The sequence below is a fragment of the Mucilaginibacter robiniae genome (assembly GCF_012849215.1).
Classification (GTDB): Bacteria; Bacteroidota; Bacteroidia; order Sphingobacteriales; family Sphingobacteriaceae; genus Mucilaginibacter; species Mucilaginibacter robiniae.
On the sequence record NZ_CP051682.1, the window covers coordinates 3659292 to 3680755 of the forward strand.

The window sequence follows — 21464 nt, forward strand, 5'->3', positions numbered from 1 at the left end:
ATAAAACAGCCTTTATAAAATAGCTTTGCTAATACATGTAAAATCTTACCAATTAGGTTTGCATGAGCTGTAACCAGTTATTGTACCTGTTAAACTGAATGAAGAACCTGCCCACGCTAGACTTGAGTGTAATTGCACTTTACATGTGCGCTATGCTGTTAGTTGGCTTTTACTTTTCGCGTCGTAACAAGAATGCCGAACAGTTTACTAAAGCTTCTGGCTTGATACCCGGCTGGGCTATTGGTATATCTATCTATGCTACGTTTTTAAGTAGTAATACATTTTTGGGGGTGCCGGGTAAAACCTTTGGCGGTAACTGGAATGCCTTTGTATTTAGTATATCAATGCCGCTGGCTGCCTGGTTTGCTACTAAATACTTTGTACCATTTTATCGTAGTACGGGTGAGGTATCGGCGTATAGCCATTTTGAACACCGTTTTGGCCCATGGGCGCGTACGTATGCGGTAGTTTGCTTTCTATTGACACAACTGGCCCGCATGGGCTCCATATTTTTTGGTATAGCCCTCAGTTTGCAAGCCCTTACCGGTTTTAGCATGAAACTAATTATGCTGAGTATGGGCATCGTTATTATTATATATACCGTGCTGGGAGGGATTGAAGCAGTAATTTGGACCGAAGTTGTACAAGGTATAGTCAAAACCTTCGGTGCCTTACTTATTATCTACATTATCATCACTAACATGCCAGGTGGAGTACCACAATTGGTGAAGATCGGCGTTGATAACCAGAAGTTTAGTTTAGGGAGCATGTCGCTCAACCTCAAAGAGCCTACTTTTTGGGTGGTACTGTTATATGGGTTCTTTATCAACCTGAATAATTTTGGTATGGACCAGAATTATGTGCAGCGTTATCATACCGCAGCATCAGCCAAACAAGCCGCCAAATCCATTTGGCTTTGTGTTTATATCTATGTACCGGCTTCATTATTGTTTTGCATTATAGGTTCTGGGTTGTTTGCTTATTACAATCTGCATCCTGAATTAACAGAAACTATTCGGCAACAGGTGGTCATGGAAAGAATGCCAGGTGCATCGGCAAGCCAGATTGCCCAAATGGCTGCACAGCTTAAGCCCGAAGATTATGGCGACAAAGTGATGCCAAATTTCATTGTCAATAAAATTCCGACCGGATTGGTGGGCTTGATTATTTCGGCTATTCTTTCAGCAGCCATGAGTACCATCAGTTCTGGTATGAATGCCTCGGCTACCGTATTCTCGGTAGATATTTACCAACGCTATTTCAAACGTAATATGAACGAAAAGCAAACATTGCGGCTTTTGCATGTAGCTACGGTAGTAGCTGGTGTTGCGGGTATTGCATCTGGAATAGCTATGATAGGGGTAAAGAGTGTGCTGGATATATGGTGGCAATTATCAGGTGTTTTTGCCGGCGGTATGCTAGGGTTGTTTTTGTTGGGCATTATTAGTCGGCAAACACATAATCATGAAGCTAAGGTGGCTATTATGGTGGGTATATTAGTCATTGTTTGGCTATCTCTATCTAACCTAATACCGGATAATTATAGCATGTTACGCAACCAATTACACCAAGATATGGTGATCGTAATTGGTACGCTGGTCATCTTCTTAACGGGTGTGCTTTTAACCAAAGTAAGGGGTAAAGCTCCAGTTAGAGTATCATCATAACCATTGAATAAATAAAAGGCATTTTCTTACATAATCACTATGCAAAATACTAAAAAGGGCTTTATACCCGTAATGCTAACACCGTTTACTGATGAAGGTAAAGTAGATTATAATGCACTAACCGAGCTTACTGAGTTTTACCTGAAAGCGGGGGCATCAGGTTTATTTGCCAACTGTCTATCTAGTGAGATGTACGAGTTAAGTGCACAGGAACGTTTACAGGTAACCAGGCATGTAGTTAAAGTAGCTGGTGGTTCAGTTCCAGTAGTTGCTACCGGCACTTTTGGCGGACCAATTGAACAACAAGCCGACTTTGTAAAGCAAATATATGATACCGGTGTGCAAGCCGTAATAGCAATTACCAGCTTACTGGCAAGCCAAAATGAAACAGCAGAAGTTTTCATGAACGCTGCCGACCGCTTATTGCAATTAACTGGTGATGTGCCTATTGGGTTTTATGAATGTCCGGATCCTTATAAACGAGCACTCTCGGCCGAGCAATTGCAGCACTTTGTACAAACAGGCAGAATAATCTATCATAAAGATACCAGCTTAGATATCAATCAAATTAAAGATAAACTGGCCTTAACACAAGGCTATAACTTTGGATTGTATGATGCTTATATGGCTCACGCTGTAGAAACTTTAAAAGCAGGTTCGGCAGGTTTATCATGTATTCAGGGCAACTATTTTCCCGAGTTGATAGTTTGGTTGTGCGATAATTATAATAATCCGGCGCTAACAAATGAAATAGATAAAGTACAACAATTCTTGGTTGATAATATGGATGTGATGCACCATGTATATCCTACAACAGCTAAATACTATCTGCAAAAACGTGGATTAAATATGTCAACCTTTACACGCCGTAAAGTTGGTGACTTTACAACATCAATTCAACAAAACATAGATCAATTGTACCAAAGCTATTCACGCCTTCAAGAAGAATGTGGTGTTGAAGCTGTTGTATAAATTAGTTTAATAAATTATTGTACAACATACTTTATTACCAAAAATACACTACATTCAAAAAAATTAGGAGTTCTGGTAAATTGAAAAATTATGTTTTAAGTTAGGTATATTGTATTCCTATTGCTTGTATAGGATGCTAATATCCTATAATAAGAGGATAAAAAAATATCAAAAAAAGGATACCTCATTTTTGATATTTGTAGTACTAACCTGTCTGAAAAGTCAGACGATAAATTATAAACAATAATCTTGTACTGTATTTAAATTGCTGAATCATAACAGCTTATTTGGATTTTTAGTGGGTAAAAGGTTTTAGCTGCCTAAAGGTTAAAGTTTATCTCTCAGATAAGCAATCTGTGTCAGAATAGCCTAAATATATGTTGATGGAAAATAGTAAAAAACAAGTTTTATTAGTAGCTAGTGGCGATTTAAGGCTTTCTGCCAATCAAAACTGTTGGCCTGCCCAGCAAGAAATGGAAGCTATGCTTACTGCAGCTATTGAAAAACAAGGCTGGACTGTAAAACGTGCACATCCCTACAATAACGAAAAAGAGCATGGTTTTATTGACTCGCAAAAAATGGGCATCGAAGTATTTCGTGGCATTGACCCAGAACAGCCGCTTATTGTGGCTGAAAGTGTTTGGCAATATACGCACCATGTTCTGCCTGGTTTAACCACACATAAAGGATCTATTTTAACCTTAGCCAATTGGAGCGGAACATGGCCAGGCTTAGTAGGTATGCTGAATTTAAATGGTTCACTCACTAAAGCTGATGTAAAATACAGCACGTTATGGAGTGAAGATTTTGAAGATGAGTTTTTTACACAAAAGCTTAAAGAATGGTTTGAAACCGGAAATATCACACATGATGAAAGTCATGTTCAAAGTTTTGAATCTGTAACTATTCCGCAGGCTGATGAAGCTCTTGGTCGTGAGTTTGCCCGCAGGTACAAAACAAATAAAGCCATCATGGGCGTTTTTGATGAAGGTTGTATGGGAATGTACAACGCTATTGTGCCTGATGATTTACTACACGCTACCGGTACTTTCAAAGAGCGTTTAAGCCAATCTTCTTTATACGCAGCTATGCAGAAGGTAAAGGATGAGGAGGCTCAAGCTGTACTTACTTGGCTTCAAAATAAAGGCATGCACTTTAATTGGGGCATTGATGCTGCTACCGAGCTGACTAAAGAGCAAACGCTGGAACAATGTAAAATGTACATAGCGGCTACCCGCATTGCTGATGAGTTTGGTTGTGCAACTATCGGTATTCAATATCAACAAGGATTAAAAGATTTGACAGCAGCCAGTGATTTAACCGAAGGGCTTTTGAATAATCAAGACCGGCCGCCGGTTTTTGCAGAAACTGGTGAAGAGTTGTATGCGGGTGATGCTTTACCGCACTTTAATGAAGTAGATGAATGTGCCGGATTAGATGCCTTAGTAACTTATCATTTATGGAAAGAGCTAGGCATGCAAGGCGAAACTACGTTGCATGATTTACGTTGGGGCGAACAATTTACTGGTGGCAATATCAATGATTTTGTATGGGTGTTTTTGATTTCGGGCGCTGCGCCACCGGCTCACTTTATTGATGGTTATGCCGGAGCTTCAAGCGAACGCCAGCCACCTATGTATTTCCGTTTGGGCGGCGGTAGTTTAAAGGGTATCAGTAAACCTGGGCACATTGTATGGAGCCGTGTTTATGTAATGAATAATCAGCTGCATTGCGATATTGGCGTTGGTGAATCGGTGCTGCTGCCTGAAGCAGAAACACAACGCCGTTGGGAACTTACTACACCGCAATGGCCAATAATGAGCGCTACCCTTAAAGGTGTTACGCGCAACCAGATGATGGCACGCCATAAAGCTAACCACATACAGGTAGTATATGCCGATAATGAAGCCAAAGCACATCAAGCTTGCCGCACCAAGGCGGCTGCCATGGCCGAATTAGGTTTAATTGTACATTTCTGCGGAGATATTAACTGGAACTAAGCATGAATCGAATAAATATTAGCAAAGCAATACAACTAACAGTTGCAATTTTTACCCTATGGATAGGATACACTGCGCCTGTAAAAGCTCAACAAACAGCAGTCGAAAAACAAGCAGCTTACCAAAAGGTGGTTTTTGATCGTTCAGCAAAAATTGTATCTAAATTGGGCCTTACGGATTCAGCAAAAGCATTAAAAGTAACCAAAATTATTGCTAAGCAATACAGTGATCTTAATGACATTTATGCTGATAGAGACACGCAAAAAGTAATTATTAAAAGAGAAGCGGGTGATAACAAAGACCAAGCATCAGCTAAGCTGAAAGAGCTGGATGCAAAAGTTAGTACTAAAGTGGACAAGCTGCATCCTAAATATTTGAAGAGCTTGGCAAAAGCTGGCTTAACCCCCGCTCAGGTAGATCAGATTAAAGATGGCATGACTTACGATGTATTGCACGTTACCTATACCGCTTACCTAAATGAAGTGTCTGAACTAACTGACGTGCAAAAAAAGCAGATTATGGATTGGCTGTTAGAAGCCAGAGAGCATGCTATCGATGCCGAATCATCTAACGCTAAACATGCCTGGTTTGGCAAGTACAAAGGCCGCATCAACAACTATCTATCTAAAGAAGGATATGATATGAAAAAAGAAGAAACGGAATGGAAAGCACGGGGCTTTAAACCCAAAAATAGCTAAGAGATAATAAATTTAAACCTTATCACAAATAACTTTCATAAAGAATTTACACCCTAATAATTGAAGCTATGGATAAAATAACCACAAAACACTAAACCAATTTTAAAAAGAAAACCAATTTATGAACCACATTAAATGAAGAGATGAAGAAACTTTACTTGTTAATTTTACTGCTGCCTCTTTTTGCGTATTCGGCATTCGCACAAAACAGAACTATTGAAGGTATTATTACCAGTGCCGACAAAAATGAGCCTTTAGTAGGGGTAAGTGTTAAAATTAAAGGCAGTACCATAGGTACGCAAACAGACGTTAATGGCAAGTTTACATTGAAGGCTACTAACCTGCAAAATGTAACTTTAACCATTACTTACATTGGCTATGCTTTGCAAGAACAAACTTTAAAGCCGGGCCAGAACAATTTGAATATTAAATTAAATCCATCAACTGAAACTAGTTTGAATGATGTAGTTGTAGTGGGTTATGGTGAAACAAAAAAGGTTTCACTTACAGGCTCGGTAGCAACTGTTGATTTGAAAAAGGTGGAAGACATTCCAGCGCTAAGTATAACTGCTGCTTTAAGAGGTACAGTACCTGGTTTAAGTGTTTCAGGCGGTACTGCTCGTCCTGGACAAGGTACTACTATTACTATTCGTAATCCAGTATCATATTCTAAAGATGGTCAAGGTACTAACCCTTTATTTGTAATTGATGATGTAATTAGAACCCAAGCGGATTTTGATTTGCTGGACCAGAATGAGATTGAAAGTGTATCTATATTGAAAGATGCTGAAGCTTCAATTTATGGTGTTCAAGGTGCCAACGGCGTTCTAATCGTGCGTACTAAAAGAGGCCGACCTGGTGCTCCTCGAATTAGCTTGAGTAGTTCAGTAGGTGCATCTAATGCTACACAATTGCCTAAAATGTTGAATGGTACACAACTAGCTACCTTTATCAATGATTATTTGCAAGCACAAGCTGGTCAAACTGCTGGCAATTATATTAATCCTGAAGGATACCTTTATACAGCTTCTACAAATTCATTGGCTACTACCAGAAATACAAATTGGTACACACCTGATGAATTAGCTTATATAGCAAATCCAGCTAACAATACAGACTACATGAAGCAAGCTTTTAAAACTGCTTATGTTCTGCGTGAAGCTATTAATATAAGTGGCGGCAGTGATAAAGTAACTTATTTTATTGGTGGAAATTATGTAAATCAGAATTCTAACTTTAAAGGTGTAAATTCTTATAAATATGGGCTAAGAGCTAGTGTTGAAGCTAAACCAGCTAAAGGCTTAACTGTATTCTTATCCCTCAGTGATGATTATTCTTATAACAGAAGTTATTGGTATAAGTTAAAAAGTACAACTGAAAGCTTAGACAATGATGCCACTACTCTTGAATCTGTTCAGCCATGGCAAAAATATTTTATCAACGGTAACCCTGTATTATTAGGAACAGCAAATAATGGAGGAATTGATAACGTAAACTTTTTCCTGATCCAAAATTCTAACAACTATACTGGTGGTAATACTACAGTAACTAACATGTTAGGAAAAATTACATATCAAATACCAGGCATAAAAGGCTTAACAGCTACAGTAACGATGAACAAAAACATCAACAATGCCTGGAATAAGCAATACGGTACCACATTCAACTACTATCAATATTCTGGTACTGGTAATAACAATCATATTCCTGGTGGTACTCTTTTAAACATTTATCCTATTGATAATGGTAATACTGTACGTTTAACACCAAGTTATGCTAGCAGTTATCAGTTAGATGCTGGTATTACTTACAATCGTACTTTTGGTAAGCACAGTATTAACTTCATATCGTTATATGAACAACGAGAAACCTACAATGAAGGTGTGGCTGCAGCAGTATCTGGAGTTATATTAGGTGGTTATGATAACCAGAACTTTACCACTGGTACACAAACGTCTAATCAGGCTTCAAATATTAGTCAATTTGGATTTTTATCTTATATAAATCGGTTAAATTACGATTATGCAAATAAGTATTTATTCCAAGCTGTACTACGTGTTGACGGATCTTCTCGATTTGCAGAAGGACATCAATATGGCTACTTTCCAGAAGGTTCATTAGGATGGGTGGCTTCTGAAGAACCGTTCATAAAAAATAAACTCCCTTTTGTTGACTTGTTAAAATTTAGAGCTTCATTTGGTTTAGCGGGTAGCGATAATACAAAAAACTACCAATATCAATCTTCTTATAAAGTAGGTACAGGTGGTAGTGGCGGCGCTGTATTTAATGAAGGCCTGAGAGGTAATGGTATCCAAACTAATAATGCATTACCAAATGTTAATGTAACGTGGGATCATAGTTTTAAAACAAACTATGGAGTTGATATGCAATTCCTGAAAAATCGCCTATCTGTAAGTGCTGATTACTTCTGGAATCATAGCTACGATTTATTAACTACATTAAGCGGATCAGTTCCTGTAACTATAGGTACATCTCCACCTACTGAAAACTACAGTATTGTAAATACTTTTGGTTATGAAATAAGTGCTTCTTGGAGAGATCACCTTGGTAAAAAATTTAGCTATGGTTTTAGTCCATTCTTTACCTGGAGTGATAATAAACTGATTCGTTATGATCTATCTTCTGGCTTAGTAGGTACTGTACAAGATTTAACTGGTAAATCAAGTGACGCAGGTGTTTTTGGCTTACAATCTGCTGGTATAATCCGAACTCAGGCAGATGCAGATGCTATTATCGCTCAAAGACAGGCAGCAGCTGGTGGAGCAAATAACGTTAAAATCTATAGTCAGGTTATTAAACCAGGGATGATAAACTATGTGGATTTAAATGGTGATGGAGTAATTGATGATAATGATCGTAAATATCTAACACATAAATCTAGTAATCACAACAGCCTAGGATTAAACTTCAATGTGGGCTATGGAGGATTAAATTTAAATGTGATTGCAGGTATGTCATGGGGAGGTTGGGCAACAATTACTGGCCTGAAGCCTGCTCAAAATGGCAGTTCAAACTATGCAGTTACAGAAGGTAACAGACCTGTATATTGGGCTGACCATTGGACTCCTACTAACGTAAACGCTAAATATCCTAATCCATATTATGCTTCCGATTATCAAGTAGCAACTGATTTTTGGCTAGTACGGGCTACCACATTAAATATTACCAGCGCAAATCTAAGTTATACATTACCTACCAATATTACTAGTAAAGTAGGTATAGCTAGTGCCCGGTTCTATGTAGTAGCTACTAATCCTGTACAATTTATTAATCCTTTTCCAAACCATTACAGAGATTTTCAAACTGACGTCTATTCTTATCCTAGTCTTAGAACATTCTCTTTGGGTTTAAATGTTGGGTTTTAAATATTCAAATACATGAAAAGATTACATACCATTATAATAGCAGCAAGTTTGACATCACTAATGTTTACTAGTTGCAAAAAAGTTGTTATGAAAGACGATTTGGGGAATTTCAATACCGATCAGGTATTTAATGACTCCACTGTAGCTAAGTTATATGTCGATTATATTTATACCCAAAATCAGCCTAGCTGGTTTGGAAATAGTGGCGGCTATATAGGTAGCGGAAACGGCTTAACTGATGAATCATATTCAGATAATCCACAAGTAAAAGGCACAGTTACTATGAATGATGTTGGCGATATTGGATCATCAGTTACGGTCACTAGCACACCTTACGTAAAAATCAGAAGTTTAAATACTTTTATTCAAAACATCAATGCGGGTACTTTAGAAACACCAGTGAAAAAAAGATTTGCTGCTCAAGCTATATTTTGGCGTGCTTATAGATATTTTGAGTTAGTAAAACTATATGGTGGTGTACCATTAGTAACTGTACCATTGAATGCTGTAGGTGCAGATGCAAAAGCAGCAGCAAACTTACCTCGGAGTACTACAACACAAACCTTTCAGCAAATTATAAATGATTTAGATACTTGTGTAAAATATTTACCTGCTAAATGGCCACAAAATGCTGATTATGGTCGTATAACCAAAGGTGCGGCAGCTGCATTCTTGGGTAGGGTACTTGTAACTTGGGCAAGCCCGCAATGGAATCCAAATAGTGATCAAAGCAGATGGCAAGCGGCTTATGATGCTAATAGCCAAGCAGTATCCATTTTATCAAATAATGGATTTGGCTTGTATAAAACTTGGGATTATACAATGTGGACTTTAGAAGGTAGTGCAGGAGGCAGCACACCACAAAATCCTGAAGCTGTGTTGGTAACAGAGTATAATACTTCAAATGATGCTAATGGGCAAAATAATAATACATATCCTACCCAAACTATGCCCAAATCTACTGGTGCTTCGGGTGGATCCAACCAGCCTACCTGGGAATTGGCCCAAGCTTTCCCAATGTTAGATGGTAAGGCTCCTGGAAGTTCTAGTAAATATTCATATAATGTACAAACATTCTATAAAAATCGTGATCCACGTTTTAATCAAACTATAGCATATAATGGTTGTAATTGGCCGTTATTAGGTAATGCAAATTACAGATTATGGACATATTTTTATTACACTAATGCTGTAGGTGCAACTGCTTCTACAAAATCTACTGAAACGTCGGCTAGTAATACAGGCCTTTACTTACGCAAAGGTATTGATCCAAGTCTTACTTTAGCTACCTTGCCATATGCTGGAACCGATTGGATTGAGATACGTTATGCTGAGGTACTTTTAAATTTGGCTGAATCAGCCGCTGTATTAGGCAAATCAACAGACGTTTATACTAATTTAACAGCTCTTAGGAAAAGAGCTGGTATAGAAGCAGGCACCGATGGGTTGTATGGCTTAACAGCAAATATGAGTTCTACTCAAATGGTAAATGCTGTGATGTATGAGCGACAAATAGAACTTGCTTTTGAAGGTAAACGCTATTGGGATTTAAGACGTAGAAAATTATTGGATGCTACACTGAATGGTAAAAGAAGAAATGCAGTTGTTGTATTATTAAACCAAACAGGTACGAAAACCGATTATATTTCAGGTACACGCGATGCCTCAGCTAATACTAGTATAGACAACCTGTATTCAACTAGCTTTACAGTAACTACTAAAGTTTTAGATACTTACGATATCAATTATCAAACTACTTATTATTACTTTGGTATTCCTACAGCTTCATTAAATAACAATGCCAATTTACAACAAACTCAAGGTTGGGGTGGAAGTTTTAATCCACTACTATAAATAATATTATCAATAATAAAAAGGGAAGCCCAACAGCTTCCCTTTTTTATTGTATAATCTTAAATAAACTCGTAAATTCATCTATCATAAAATTTTTACTTAAACCGTTGTGTATCAATATTTTATTATGTATTGCTGTTCTTTGTAATAAATTTGCTATAAACGGCCTAAAAGGCCTGCATGGCAATATTTCATAGTAGTTTGAAAAGATGGTACATAAATATCCCTGTTGGGGCTTGCATATTTGGATAAGTAAATTTTAAACCGAATATTACCTAAATATTCTTGTGAACATTAATAATCCTGTGTAATGCAGCTTGCAAGATTAGCATCTTGGCAAAACATTAGGCATTTTCAGGTTATGTGTGAACATCATAAACCTATAATTGAAGATGAAATTTTTTCCACTATTTCTATGTTCGGCTTTAATGCTTGGGAAGTCGGCTTTTGCGCAATATCCAGACATACCGCAAAAAGTACAGGCAGAAAGTAAAGCACTGATGGATGCAGCTCAAGCTCATTCTGATTCTGCCTGGTTGAAGGCGTTACCAGCTATCAAGTACGATCAAGCACATGATAAACCTTTTGTGCCTTGGGCACACCGCCCAACCGATTTGCCTCAGGCTAAAATTCCGGCTTTCCTGGGTGCCGAAGGTGGTGGTATGTACAGCTTTGGTGGCCGTGGTGGTAAAGTTTATGTAGTAACCACATTAGCCGATAATGGACCTGGTAGCTTGCGCTGGGCTTGTGAACAAGGTGGTGCACGTATTATCGTTTTCAATGTAGCTGGTATTATCCGGTTAAAAACGCCGCTTATCATTCGTGCTCCTTACATCAGTATTGAAGGGCAAACTGCGCCAGGTGATGGTATTTGCGTTGCTGGCGAATCTACCTGGATTAATACGCATGATGTGGTAATTCGTTACATGCGTTTCCGTCGTGGTGAAACCAATGTAGGCCGACGTGATGATTCACTAGGTGGTAATCCTGTAGGTAATTTGATTATTGATCATTGCTCCACTAGCTGGGGTTTAGATGAAAACATGTCTATCTATCGCCATATGTATACACCTGGTGATGGCTCGAAAGACGAAAAATATGGTACCGTTAACGTGACCATCCAAAATTGTATCTATTCTGAATCGCTAGATACTTGGAATCATGCTTTTGGTAGTACTACAGGTGGCGAAAATGCTTTGCTGATTCGTAATATCTGGGCAGATAATACAGGTCGTAATCCTTCTGTGGGCTGGACTGATGTGTATAACTTCGTAAACAACGTTGTATTTAACTGGCACCACCGTACTATGGATGGTGGCGATTACCAATCACACTTTAACCTTATCAATAATTATTACAAACCAGGTCCTGTAACTCCTAAAGACGAACCAGTAGGTCACCGTTTTTTAAAACCAGAATCAGGGCGTAGTAAACTGAAAGACCGTTTTTTCGGTAGAGTGTATGCCGCAGGTAACATTATGGAAGGCTTTCCAAAAATTACTGCTGATAACTGGGCTGGAGGTATTCAGGTGGAAGGTGTAGGTGGCAAAGAGTTACCAGATGCAGGTTCATATCGTGATACCATGCGTACCAATACGCCATTCCCGATGCCTTACATACGTAAAATATTACCAGCTAAAGAGGCCTTTGCTTTTGATACCGAAAATGCGGGTGCTACATTGCCTCACCGCGATCCGGTAGATATCCGTATTATTAAACAAGTCCGTACTGGTAAAATCGAGTATAAAGAAATGCGTACGGATACTGCTTTCCAGTTTCAACATCGTAAACTACCTAAAGACTCTTACAAACTAGGTATCATTACTGGTATATGGCAAGTGGGCGGCTATCCAGATTATAAAGGTACACCTTACAAAGACAGCGACAATGATGGAATGCCTGATAGCTGGGAAACTGCTCATGGTTTAAACCCGCACAATGCCGCCGACTCGCCAGCTCTGGCAAAAAATGGCGGTGGCTATAGCAACATCGAAGTGTATTTAAATACTGTAGCCATGAAAGGTGAGACAAAAGTAGGATCTACTAAGTGAGGCAGCAAACATGCTAAGTAATAAATTACGAGGTACTTCTTTCCTATTAATAAGTTTACTAGCAGGTGGAACCTTAGGTTCACCTGCTTTTAGTCAAGGTAAAAAGGTGATTGTGAAACCACAACCGCCGGTATCTGTAGGTAAAGATGCGAAACTGACTTATAAAGTTGAAAGCAATGGCGATCGTGTGCCCGATTTTTCATATTGTGGCTACATGGCTTCTGAAGCTTCAATACCCGATGTGCCAGTTAAGGTAGTTGTGCCACTTAAACCAGGTGATGCCACAACAAGAATACAATCGGCAATTGATTATGTGGCTTCGTTACCTGCTGATGCACATGGCACACGTGGAGCTGTTTTATTGAGCAAAGGAACTTATGTATTAAACGGCAGTCTTAAAATTAATGCCTCAGGTGTTGTATTAAGAGGCAGCGGTATGGGGATAAATGGTACTGTGCTATTTGCCGCAGGTACCGACCGGGCAACTTTCATAAAAATTGCCGGCAAGAATGATCGACACAAAGCTGCAGAAGTAAAAATTACCGATGCCTATGTACCAGTGAATGCTTTTAGCTTTCACGTTGCTTCAGCTAGTGGTATTCAGGCAGGAGATAATATTGTGTTACGCCGCCCAAGTACACAAGCTTGGATTGAAAAGTTACATACCGTAACCTTTGGTGGTGGCTTAAGTGCGTTAGGGTGGAAGCCCGGCGAGCGTGATATTTTTTGGGACCGGAAAGTTGTTGCTGTTCACGGCAATGAGGTTACTGTTGATGCACCTGTTACTACTGCGCTTGATAGTACTTATGGTGGTGGTACAGTAGCAAAATACAATTGGTCTGGCCGTATTGCACAAACTGGAGTAGAGAATCTGTGCTTAAGATCAGCTTTTGATGCAAAAAATCAGAAAGATGAAGCACATCGATGGATGGCCATTACACTGGAAAATGTAACCGACTCATGGGTGCGCCAGGTAGCTTTTGAGCATTTTGCAGGTTCGGCAGTTTTTGTGCTTGAAACGGGAAATCGGATTACGGTAGAAGATTGTAAATCTTTGTCGCCTATATCTGAAATTGGTGGTCAGCGTCGTTATACCTTCTGGACCATGGGCGGACAAACTTTGTTTCAACGCCTATATTCAGAAGATGGCTATCATGATTTTTCAACCGGCTTCTGTGCACCAGGGCCAAATGCATTTGTGCAATGTACTGCTGTGCATCCCCATAGCTATAGTGGTGCTATTGATAGTTGGGCATCAGGCGTATTGTTTGATGTAGCCAGTATTGATGGTCAACCATTAAGTTATAAAAACTTGGAGCAGGATGAGCAAGGGGCAGGGTGGAACGCGGCCAATAGCTTGTTTTGGAACTGTACAGCAGCACGTGTAGATTGCTACCAACCCCCAACAGCTGAAAACTGGGCTTTTGGTACCTGGGCGCAATTTGGAGGTGATGGTTACTGGGAAAACTCAAATGCAACAATTTCGCCTCGGAGCTTTTACTATGCACAGTTGGCCAACCGGCTAAATCATAATGTAGATAAACAGGCTGCTATTTTATATATCACAACAGAACCTTCCAGTAGCCCTACTCCCGAGCAGGCTGCTGCTTTGCTGGCTGCTGCCAGAAGGCCAGCAGTTACTATGGATAACTGGATTGATAAAGCTTACGAACGCACACCAATTCATATAGAAGGGTCTGGTGCAAAAGTTATTGATCAGATCGGGTACAAACAAGCTGTTATGCCAGCTATGGCACCTAAAATGCGATTGAATAATGGCTGGCTGGTAAGAGGGAATACAATTTTACAAGGCTTTCATTATGAAACGCCTTGGTGGAACGGTACAGTAGATCCAGTTTACCTGGCTAAAACAGCTAAGCCTGCAATTTCACGCTGGGTACCTGGCCGTACAGGTACAGGCTTAACGGATGATTTAGATTCGGTAAGTAATTGGATGGTGAAAAACCACATGGTAGCTTTTGAGCATAACTACGGATTATGGTATGAGCGCCGCCGCGACGATCATGAACGCATACGTCGTATGGATGGTGATGTTTGGGCTCCGTTTTATGAACTGCCTTTTGCCCGGTACGGTGGCAACGAAACTGCTTTTGATGGTTTAAGCAAATACGACTTGACTAAGTATAACACGTGGTATTGGAACCGACTTAAGCAATTTGCTGATCTGGCAGATGAAAAAGGCTTATTATTAATACATCAGAATTATTTTCAGCACAACATTATTGAGGCTGGTGCACATTACACCGACTTTCCGTGGAGAACGGCCAATAACATCAACAATACTGGTTTCCCAGAACCAGTAAACTACGCAGGTGATAAACGCCAGTTTATGGCCGAGCAATTTTATGATGTAACCCAGCCGGTTCGTCGTAAACTGAATGTGGCTTACATCAACAAATGCCTGGATAACTTCGCTGACAATAATGGAGTAATTCAGTTTATCAGTGCTGAATACACTGGTCCGCTGCATTTTGCTCAGTTTTGGGTAGAAACCATTAAACAATGGGAAACTACTCACAAGAAAAAAGAAATTATTGGCTTAAGTGCTACGAAAGATGTAGAAGATGGCATTTTAGCAAACCCGGCATTGTCTTCAGTTATTAATGTAATTGATATTCGTTATTGGTACTATCAGGCCAACGGAGAAGTATATGCGCCACTTGGTGGTCAGAACCTGGCACCACGCCAGCAAGAGCGGGTATTTAAACCTAAGGCAACCTCGTTTGAGCAGGTGTACCGTGCGGTGCATGAGTACCGTCAAAAATACCCGGATAAAGCTGTACTGTACTCAGCTAGCGGTTGGGATAGTAATGGTTGGGCCGTATTTATGGCAGGTGGTTCATTACCTAATTTGCCTAAAGATTTAGATAAACAGCTACTAACTGATGCCACAGAAATGAAGGTTGTAAACGTACCTAATGCAACCGGGCAGTGGGCCTTAGGTAATGCAGCAAAGGGCTATATCGTTTATTGTAATTCTACCGATAATATCCACTTAGCCCCTGAAGCTTCGGCCAAATACATGGTACATTGGATTAATCCAAAAACCGGATTATCTATGGAAAGTAGCAGCCAAATTCAAGGAAATAGCATTAATAGTCTGCATGCTCCGGCTGGTGGCCCAAGTATATTGTGGTTGCAGCGTATTTAATCGTTTTAGTTATGTTGAAAAGACTTCTTTGTATTATAGTTGTAGCATTTGCTGTGTATGCATTTACTCCAGTAAAAACGCTTTCTGAGTTGCAGATATCTGCCAATAAAAGGTTTTTTACTACAGCAGATCAGAAACCATTTTTCTGGTTGGGTGATACGGGTTGGCTGCTATTTTCTAAATTAAACCGTGAGGATGCTGAAAAGTATTTGGACGTGCGTAGTAAGCAAGGTTTTAATGTAATACAAGTCATGGTAGTGCATTCTAGTAAGGAAACCAATGCTTACGGCGATTCTGCTTTAACGGCTAAAAACTTAGCGCAACCCAAAACTACATCTGGCAACAATCCGAACAATGCAGAAGAGTATGATTATTGGGATCATATTGATTGGATTGTCGATCGTGCAGCCGACAAAGGATTGTATATAGCATTAGTTCCAGTTTGGGGTTCGGTAGTTAAAGAAAGTAAGTACACACCTGAGCAGGCTAAAACCTATGCTGAGTTTTTAGCTAAACGCTATAGCAAAAAGTCGAACATCATCTGGATGAATGGTGGCGATATTGCCGGGAGTGAGTTTACTAATGTTTGGAATACTATCGGAGCAACTTTGCGTCATGAAGATCCGAATCATTTAATTACCTATCATCCTCGTGGACGTACGCAATCATCTACCTGGTTTCACAATGAAGATTGGTTAGATTTCAACTGCTTTCAATCAGGCCACCGTACTTATGCTCAAGATACCTCAGCTAAAGATTTAAAATACGGGGAAGATAATTGGCGTTATGTAAATGTAGATTACCATAAAACGCCTGTTAAACCAACTATTGATGCTGAACCATCTTATGAGCGAATTCCTTACGGCTTACACGATGTTACTTTACCCCGCTGGACGGCAGCTGATGTAAGACGTTACGGTTATTGGTCGGTTTTTGCAGGTGCCTGCGGTTATACCTACGGTAATAATGATGTAATGCAAATGCATAAACCTACGGATAAGGGTAGTGCTTACGGATCGAAAGGATATTGGTATAATTCAGTTAATGATCCGGGAGCGAAGCAAATGGTGTATTTAAAAAAATTAATGCTATCCAGACCTTATTTTGAACGTGTGCCCGACCAAAACCTGATTGCTGGTAAGCAAGGTACGCGATACAATTATTTGCTGGCCACCCGTGGCGAAAAGTATGCTTTCATTTATACCTATACAGGTCGGAATATAGCTGTTAATGCGGCTAAGTTGCCTGGTACTAAAGTTAAGTTCTGCTGGTATAACCCTCGTGAGGGGAGCTTTTCAAAAGCTGTAATATTACCTAAAAAATCAGTAATGAACTTTAACCCGCCAGGGCAACCAGTAAATGGTAATGATTGGGTGTTGGTGTTGGATGCAGTTTAAGTAATAATGTTGCATGAGGAAAAGCTTAATAAAATATTGTTGGTATTTGTGTTGCTGCATAGTGCTTGCATCATGTGCATCAAAAAAGAATGTTTATCTGTTCACCTCCTTTCATGAACCGGCTAGTGAAGGTTTACGAATGCTGTACAGTTACGATGCCTATCATTGGACTGACCTGAACCATATTTTTATCAAACCGGAAGTAGGTGATGCTAAAATAATGCGTGATCCATCTATTGCTCAAGGGCCTGATGGTGTTTTTCATCTGGTATGGACTACTGGGTGGAAAAAAGATCAGGGTATAGGCTATGCCAGTTCAAAAGATTTGATTCACTGGTCGGCTCAGGAACATATCAACGTAATGGGGTATGAACCAACAGCCGTTAATGCTTGGGCTCCTGAATTATTTTATGATGACGAAGCTAAACGGTTTATTATTGTTTTTGCTTCAACTGTACCCTTCCGCTTTCCGAAAGGGCAGGAAGATGAAGACAATAATCATCGACTGTATTACACCACCACTACAGATTTCAAAACTTTCACACCTACCAAATTATTTCTTGATCCTGGCTTTAGCGTGATTGATGCCGAGATCTTGAAAAGAGGTACTCATGATTATGTATTGGTCATGAAAGATAATACCCGACCTAACCGGAACATTTTAGTAGCATTTGCCAGCAATCCGCTGGGGCCATATCATGATTATACCAAACGCTTTACAGAAATGTATTCGGAAGGGCCAACTGCAATAAAAGCAGGTAATCAGTGGTTAATCTATTACGATTCTTATCGTTTGAAGCGTTACGGGGCAATGGCTACCAACGATTTTAAAACGTTTACCGACGTATCTGGCCAGGTAAACGTACCCGAAGGGCATAAGCATGGTACTATATTCAAAGTATCTAAAAAGGAACTGAACTACTTGAAAAAAGAAATTAGCCAGCACTAAAATGCTGGCTTAACTTATTACTATGTCTATACTGAAAAACTATATTGTATTATTAAGCTTAACAGGTGGTGTTTATACTACTGCTGTACAGGCGCAAGATACGGTGCATTATACCGGCAATACCGTAGTGAATGTAGATTATCACGATGGGCGTTTAAGTCCGGCGGTAGGAGTGCATAGTCAACAAATATTTCGGGCTAACCGGGAGCATCCTGAACTGGCAGATGGGTTTGGCTTTACTTACAATCATGCGCCTATGCTGGCGTATTGGAATAACTCATTTTATTTAGAATACCTGAGCGATAAAATAGGGGAAAGCGTTCCGCCTGGCCAAACACTGGTTATGACCTCCAAAGATGGTAATACCTGGTCTAAGCCAGTAGTAGTTTTCCCGCAATATAAAATTCCTGATGGTACCACTAAGGAAGGACAGAAAGTCGTAGCCAAAGACTTATATTCAGTAATGCACCAGCGTATGGGCTTTTATCGCTCAAAATCAAACCGCTTGCTGATACTGGGTTTTTATGGTATTTGTTTAGATGTACATGATGATCCGAACGATGGCTTAGGCATTGGCCGGGTAGTGCGGGAAGTGTTACCTAATGGAAAATACGGCCCCATTTACTTTATCCACTATAATCCAAAGTGGAACGAAAGCAATACATCGTACCCCTTATATAAACGCAGTAAAGACAAAGGTTTTGTACAGGCTTGCGACGAGTTGATGGCTAATCCGCTCATGATGATGCAGTGGGTAGAGGAAACAGATCGCAAAGACCCGTTAATCCCTTTGCATAAAGATTATAAAGCCTTTAACTTTTACCATCTGCCTGATGGTAGAGTGGTAGGTTTATGGAAGAATGCCTTAACCGCTATCAGTAAAGACAATGGCAAAACCTGGCCGGACAATGCAGTACGTGCTCCGCGTTTTGTAAACAGTAATGCCAAAATTTGGGGACAGCGTACCCCTGATGGTCGCTATGCTACAGTGTATAACCCTTCAGAGTTCCGCTGGCCGCTAGGTATTTCAGTAAGCCAGGATGGATTGAATTACACCAATATCCTGCTGGTTAATGGCGAAATATCATCCATGCGATATGGTGGTAACTATAAATCTTATGGTCCGCAATATACACGGGGAATTATTGAAGGCAATGGTACGCCTCCTGATGGTAAGTTATGGGTTACTTACAGTATGAACAAGGAAGATATCTGGGTATCTTCTATTCCTGTACCGGTAACTGATGTAGTCACCGAAAATGCAGATGAGGACTTTAGCAAGATGCCTGCTGGCAAAGAACTGGATAAATGGAATACCTATAGTTTGCAATGGGCGTCTGTAACTATGGAGAAAGCGCCTGATGGTGGCAAAGCCTTAATGTTAAAAGACTGGGATCGTTTTGACTACGCCAAAGCAGAGCGGGTGTTTCCGGAAGCTAAAAGATTATCTGCCGAGTTTACCATTATTCCGGGTCAAAATAACACAGGTCAATTGGATATTGAATTTCTGGACCCGAAAGGGCAGCCTGCTGTGCGCCTGACATTTGATTCAACAGGTGTATTAAAAACTAAAGCAGGTTACCGTTACAAAACTTTGGCAAAATATGAGGCCAACCAGCCTTATACGATCAAGTTGAAGTTGAATGCGGATACACGTTTCTGCACTATCGAGGTAAATGGGAAAGCTACAAATAACTTATTTTTTGCACCGGTGAACACATTGAAACGTGTGATGTTCCGCACCGGCGATATGAAACATTTCCCTGATGCTGATACCCCTACCGATCAGGACTTTGATTTGAAAAATCCGGGTGAACCTGTTAAACCAGCCGCGTTCTATATTAAATCATTTAAAACAGGAAAATACTAAGCAGATGTATAGAGCGATGAAATTAACGGGAATTTGGCTTGCTGCGTTTATACTGAAAGTTAGCGCGGTAAATGCAACCGTTACGCTTCCTAAAATTTTAGGCAATGACATGGTTTTGCAGCGTAACCAACCTGTGCCCATCTGGGGCAATGCTGCACCTGGTGAAGTGGTTACCGTAAGTTTTAATAAACAGAATGTTAAAGTAACTGCAAATAGTAGTGGTCAGTGGATGGTAAAGCTAAAAGCTATGCCAGCTTCGGCGCAGCCACAAACATTAACCATAAAAGGTACTAACATTATACAACTGCACAATATTTTAGTTGGTGAAGTTTGGTTGTGTTCAGGCCAGTCAAATATGGCTTATGAAATGCGTAAAAACAGTAAGGTAGCTAAGCCAGATACCAGCACTGCTAATTCGCCAGTTGATGAGTTGGAAAGGGCGCATAACTCAGCTATCCGCATTTTTACGGTGGATCGTAAAAAGCAGGTAAAGCCTGATTCTACCCACTCGGGCTGGAGCGTGGCGCAAGATTCTGCCTTGCGGGCCTTCTCGGCAGCAGGTTATTTTTTTGCAAAAAATGTATATGCTCAATTAAAAGTGCCGGTAGGCATTATCTGTTCAGCCGTAAGCGGTAGCCGAATTGAACCTTGGATTAATGAAACGGCTTTTGCAGAAGAACCTTATTTTAAATCGGTTAAAATAGAGGGCGATCCTGGCAAATTTTATCACCCCATGATTGAACCGCTGGCGCCATTTGCTATTAAAGGTTTTTTATGGTACCAAGGCGAAAGTAACGTAGGTGAAACCACCAGTTACATTTATAAAATGCAGGTACTAATAGATAGCTGGCGCAAGCTGTGGCATAATGAAAAACTGCCATTTTATTTTGTACAGTTAGCTCCTTACCTGAATACTAAAGATCCCAAATTTAACCCGCAAACTTTACCTGAGTTTCGTGAAGCCCAAGTTGAGGTTACGCACATACCTAACACCGGAATTATTGTAACTACCGATTTGAATGATGATGTGAAAAACATTCATCCACCTTTTAAATGGGAAATAGGAAGAAGACTGGCTTTGTTGGCCTTAGCCAAAACTTACGGATATAAAAACATCATTTATTCTGGCCCTATGTACCAGCACATGAAAGTGGAAGGTAACAAGATACTACTTGATTTTAGTAGTGCCGGTAGCGGGCTTGTTAGCCATAATGGTAAACCTTTAAGTGATTTCGAGATTGCTGGTGCAGATGGAAAGTTTATGCCGGCTGAAGCTACAATACAGGACAATAGTGTAATTGTTTCAAACGCTACTATAACTAAGCCGGTTGCTGTACGCTTTGCCTGGAATGAGATTGCACAGCCTAACTTTTATAATAAAGAAGGCTTGCCCGCAGTGCCGTTCCGTACTGATAACCCACTACATTATACTTACAAACACTAATTAC

At 40.0% G+C, this 21464-nt stretch carries 12 protein-coding genes; all 12 read left to right on the forward strand.

Annotated elements, in window-relative coordinates; genetic code table 11:
* Nucleotides 1–98: 98 nt before the first annotated feature.
* The 12 genes from HH214_RS16090 to HH214_RS16145 all read left to right on the forward strand — a co-directional run bounded on the left by HH214_RS16090 (nucleotide 99) and on the right by HH214_RS16145 (nucleotide 21460).
* Entirely contained in the window at nucleotides 99–1667 is a 1569-nt protein-coding gene (locus HH214_RS16090; RefSeq protein WP_169609324.1) for a sodium:solute symporter, read from the forward strand.
* Nucleotides 1668–1706: 39 nt separating this feature from the next.
* Entirely contained in the window at nucleotides 1707–2639 is a 933-nt protein-coding gene (locus HH214_RS16095) for a dihydrodipicolinate synthase family protein (protein WP_169609327.1), read from the forward strand.
* A 383-nt stretch (nucleotides 2640–3022) separates the two neighbouring features.
* Complete coding sequence (locus HH214_RS16100) at nucleotides 3023–4639, forward strand: fucose isomerase (RefSeq protein ID WP_169609328.1); 1617 nt, start codon at nucleotides 3023–3025, stop codon at nucleotides 4637–4639.
* Nucleotides 4640–4641: 2 nt separating this feature from the next.
* The gene (locus tag HH214_RS16105) at nucleotides 4642–5337 is read left to right on the forward strand and encodes a DUF3826 domain-containing protein (protein ID WP_169609330.1); all 696 of its coding nucleotides are present in this window, start codon (nucleotides 4642–4644) and stop codon (nucleotides 5335–5337) included.
* A 143-nt stretch (nucleotides 5338–5480) separates the two neighbouring features.
* A complete protein-coding gene (locus HH214_RS16110; protein WP_169609332.1) occupies nucleotides 5481–8723 on the forward strand; it encodes a SusC/RagA family TonB-linked outer membrane protein in 3243 nt (1080 codons plus the stop codon).
* Nucleotides 8724–8735: 12 nt separating this feature from the next.
* A complete protein-coding gene (locus HH214_RS16115; RefSeq protein ID WP_169609334.1) occupies nucleotides 8736–10577 on the forward strand; it encodes a RagB/SusD family nutrient uptake outer membrane protein in 1842 nt (613 codons plus the stop codon).
* A 392-nt stretch (nucleotides 10578–10969) separates the two neighbouring features.
* Nucleotides 10970–12628: a polysaccharide lyase gene (locus HH214_RS16120; RefSeq protein ID WP_169609336.1), complete on the forward strand. Its 1659-nt coding sequence runs from the start codon at nucleotides 10970–10972 to the stop codon at nucleotides 12626–12628.
* A gap of 10 nt (nucleotides 12629–12638) precedes the next feature.
* Nucleotides 12639–15800 carry a DUF6298 domain-containing protein gene (locus HH214_RS16125; protein WP_248282121.1) on the forward strand — a complete coding sequence of 1054 codons (3162 nt, stop codon included), beginning with the start codon at nucleotides 12639–12641 and terminating at the stop codon, nucleotides 15798–15800.
* An 11-nt stretch (nucleotides 15801–15811) separates the two neighbouring features.
* The gene (locus HH214_RS16130) at nucleotides 15812–17197 is read left to right on the forward strand and encodes a glycoside hydrolase family 140 protein (protein ID WP_169609337.1); all 1386 of its coding nucleotides are present in this window, start codon (nucleotides 15812–15814) and stop codon (nucleotides 17195–17197) included.
* A gap of 61 nt (nucleotides 17198–17258) precedes the next feature.
* The gene (locus HH214_RS16135; RefSeq protein WP_248282122.1) at nucleotides 17259–18146 is read left to right on the forward strand and encodes a glycoside hydrolase family 43 protein; all 888 of its coding nucleotides are present in this window, start codon (nucleotides 17259–17261) and stop codon (nucleotides 18144–18146) included.
* A gap of 22 nt (nucleotides 18147–18168) precedes the next feature.
* A complete protein-coding gene (locus HH214_RS16140; protein WP_169609341.1) occupies nucleotides 18169–20016 on the forward strand; it encodes an exo-alpha-sialidase in 1848 nt (615 codons plus the stop codon).
* Nucleotides 20017–20032: 16 nt separating this feature from the next.
* Nucleotides 20033–21460: a sialate O-acetylesterase gene (locus tag HH214_RS16145; protein ID WP_248282123.1), complete on the forward strand. Its 1428-nt coding sequence runs from the start codon at nucleotides 20033–20035 to the stop codon at nucleotides 21458–21460.
* The last annotated feature ends 4 nt before the right edge of the window (nucleotides 21461–21464 follow it).

Excerpts from the sequence above, each read along its gene's own strand:
- HH214_RS16125 (WP_248282121.1), top strand. The coding sequence starts at position 12,639 with ATGCTAAGTAATAAATTACGAGGTACTTCTTTCCTATTAATAAGTTTA.
- HH214_RS16090 (WP_169609324.1), top strand. The coding sequence starts at position 99 with ATGAAGAACCTGCCCACGCTAGACTTGAGTGTAATTGCACTTTACATG.
- HH214_RS16110 (WP_169609332.1), top strand. The coding sequence starts at position 5,481 with ATGAAGAAACTTTACTTGTTAATTTTACTGCTGCCTCTTTTTGCGTAT.
- HH214_RS16105 (WP_169609330.1), top strand. The coding sequence starts at position 4,642 with ATGAATCGAATAAATATTAGCAAAGCAATACAACTAACAGTTGCAATT.
- HH214_RS16130 (WP_169609337.1), top strand. The coding sequence starts at position 15,812 with ATGTTGAAAAGACTTCTTTGTATTATAGTTGTAGCATTTGCTGTGTAT.
- HH214_RS16100 (WP_169609328.1), top strand. The coding sequence starts at position 3,023 with ATGGAAAATAGTAAAAAACAAGTTTTATTAGTAGCTAGTGGCGATTTA.
- HH214_RS16115 (WP_169609334.1), top strand. The coding sequence starts at position 8,736 with ATGAAAAGATTACATACCATTATAATAGCAGCAAGTTTGACATCACTA.
- HH214_RS16145 (WP_248282123.1), top strand. The coding sequence starts at position 20,033 with ATGAAATTAACGGGAATTTGGCTTGCTGCGTTTATACTGAAAGTTAGC.
- HH214_RS16095 (WP_169609327.1), top strand. The coding sequence starts at position 1,707 with ATGCAAAATACTAAAAAGGGCTTTATACCCGTAATGCTAACACCGTTT.
- HH214_RS16120 (WP_169609336.1), top strand. The coding sequence starts at position 10,970 with ATGAAATTTTTTCCACTATTTCTATGTTCGGCTTTAATGCTTGGGAAG.
- HH214_RS16140 (WP_169609341.1), top strand. The coding sequence starts at position 18,169 with ATGTCTATACTGAAAAACTATATTGTATTATTAAGCTTAACAGGTGGT.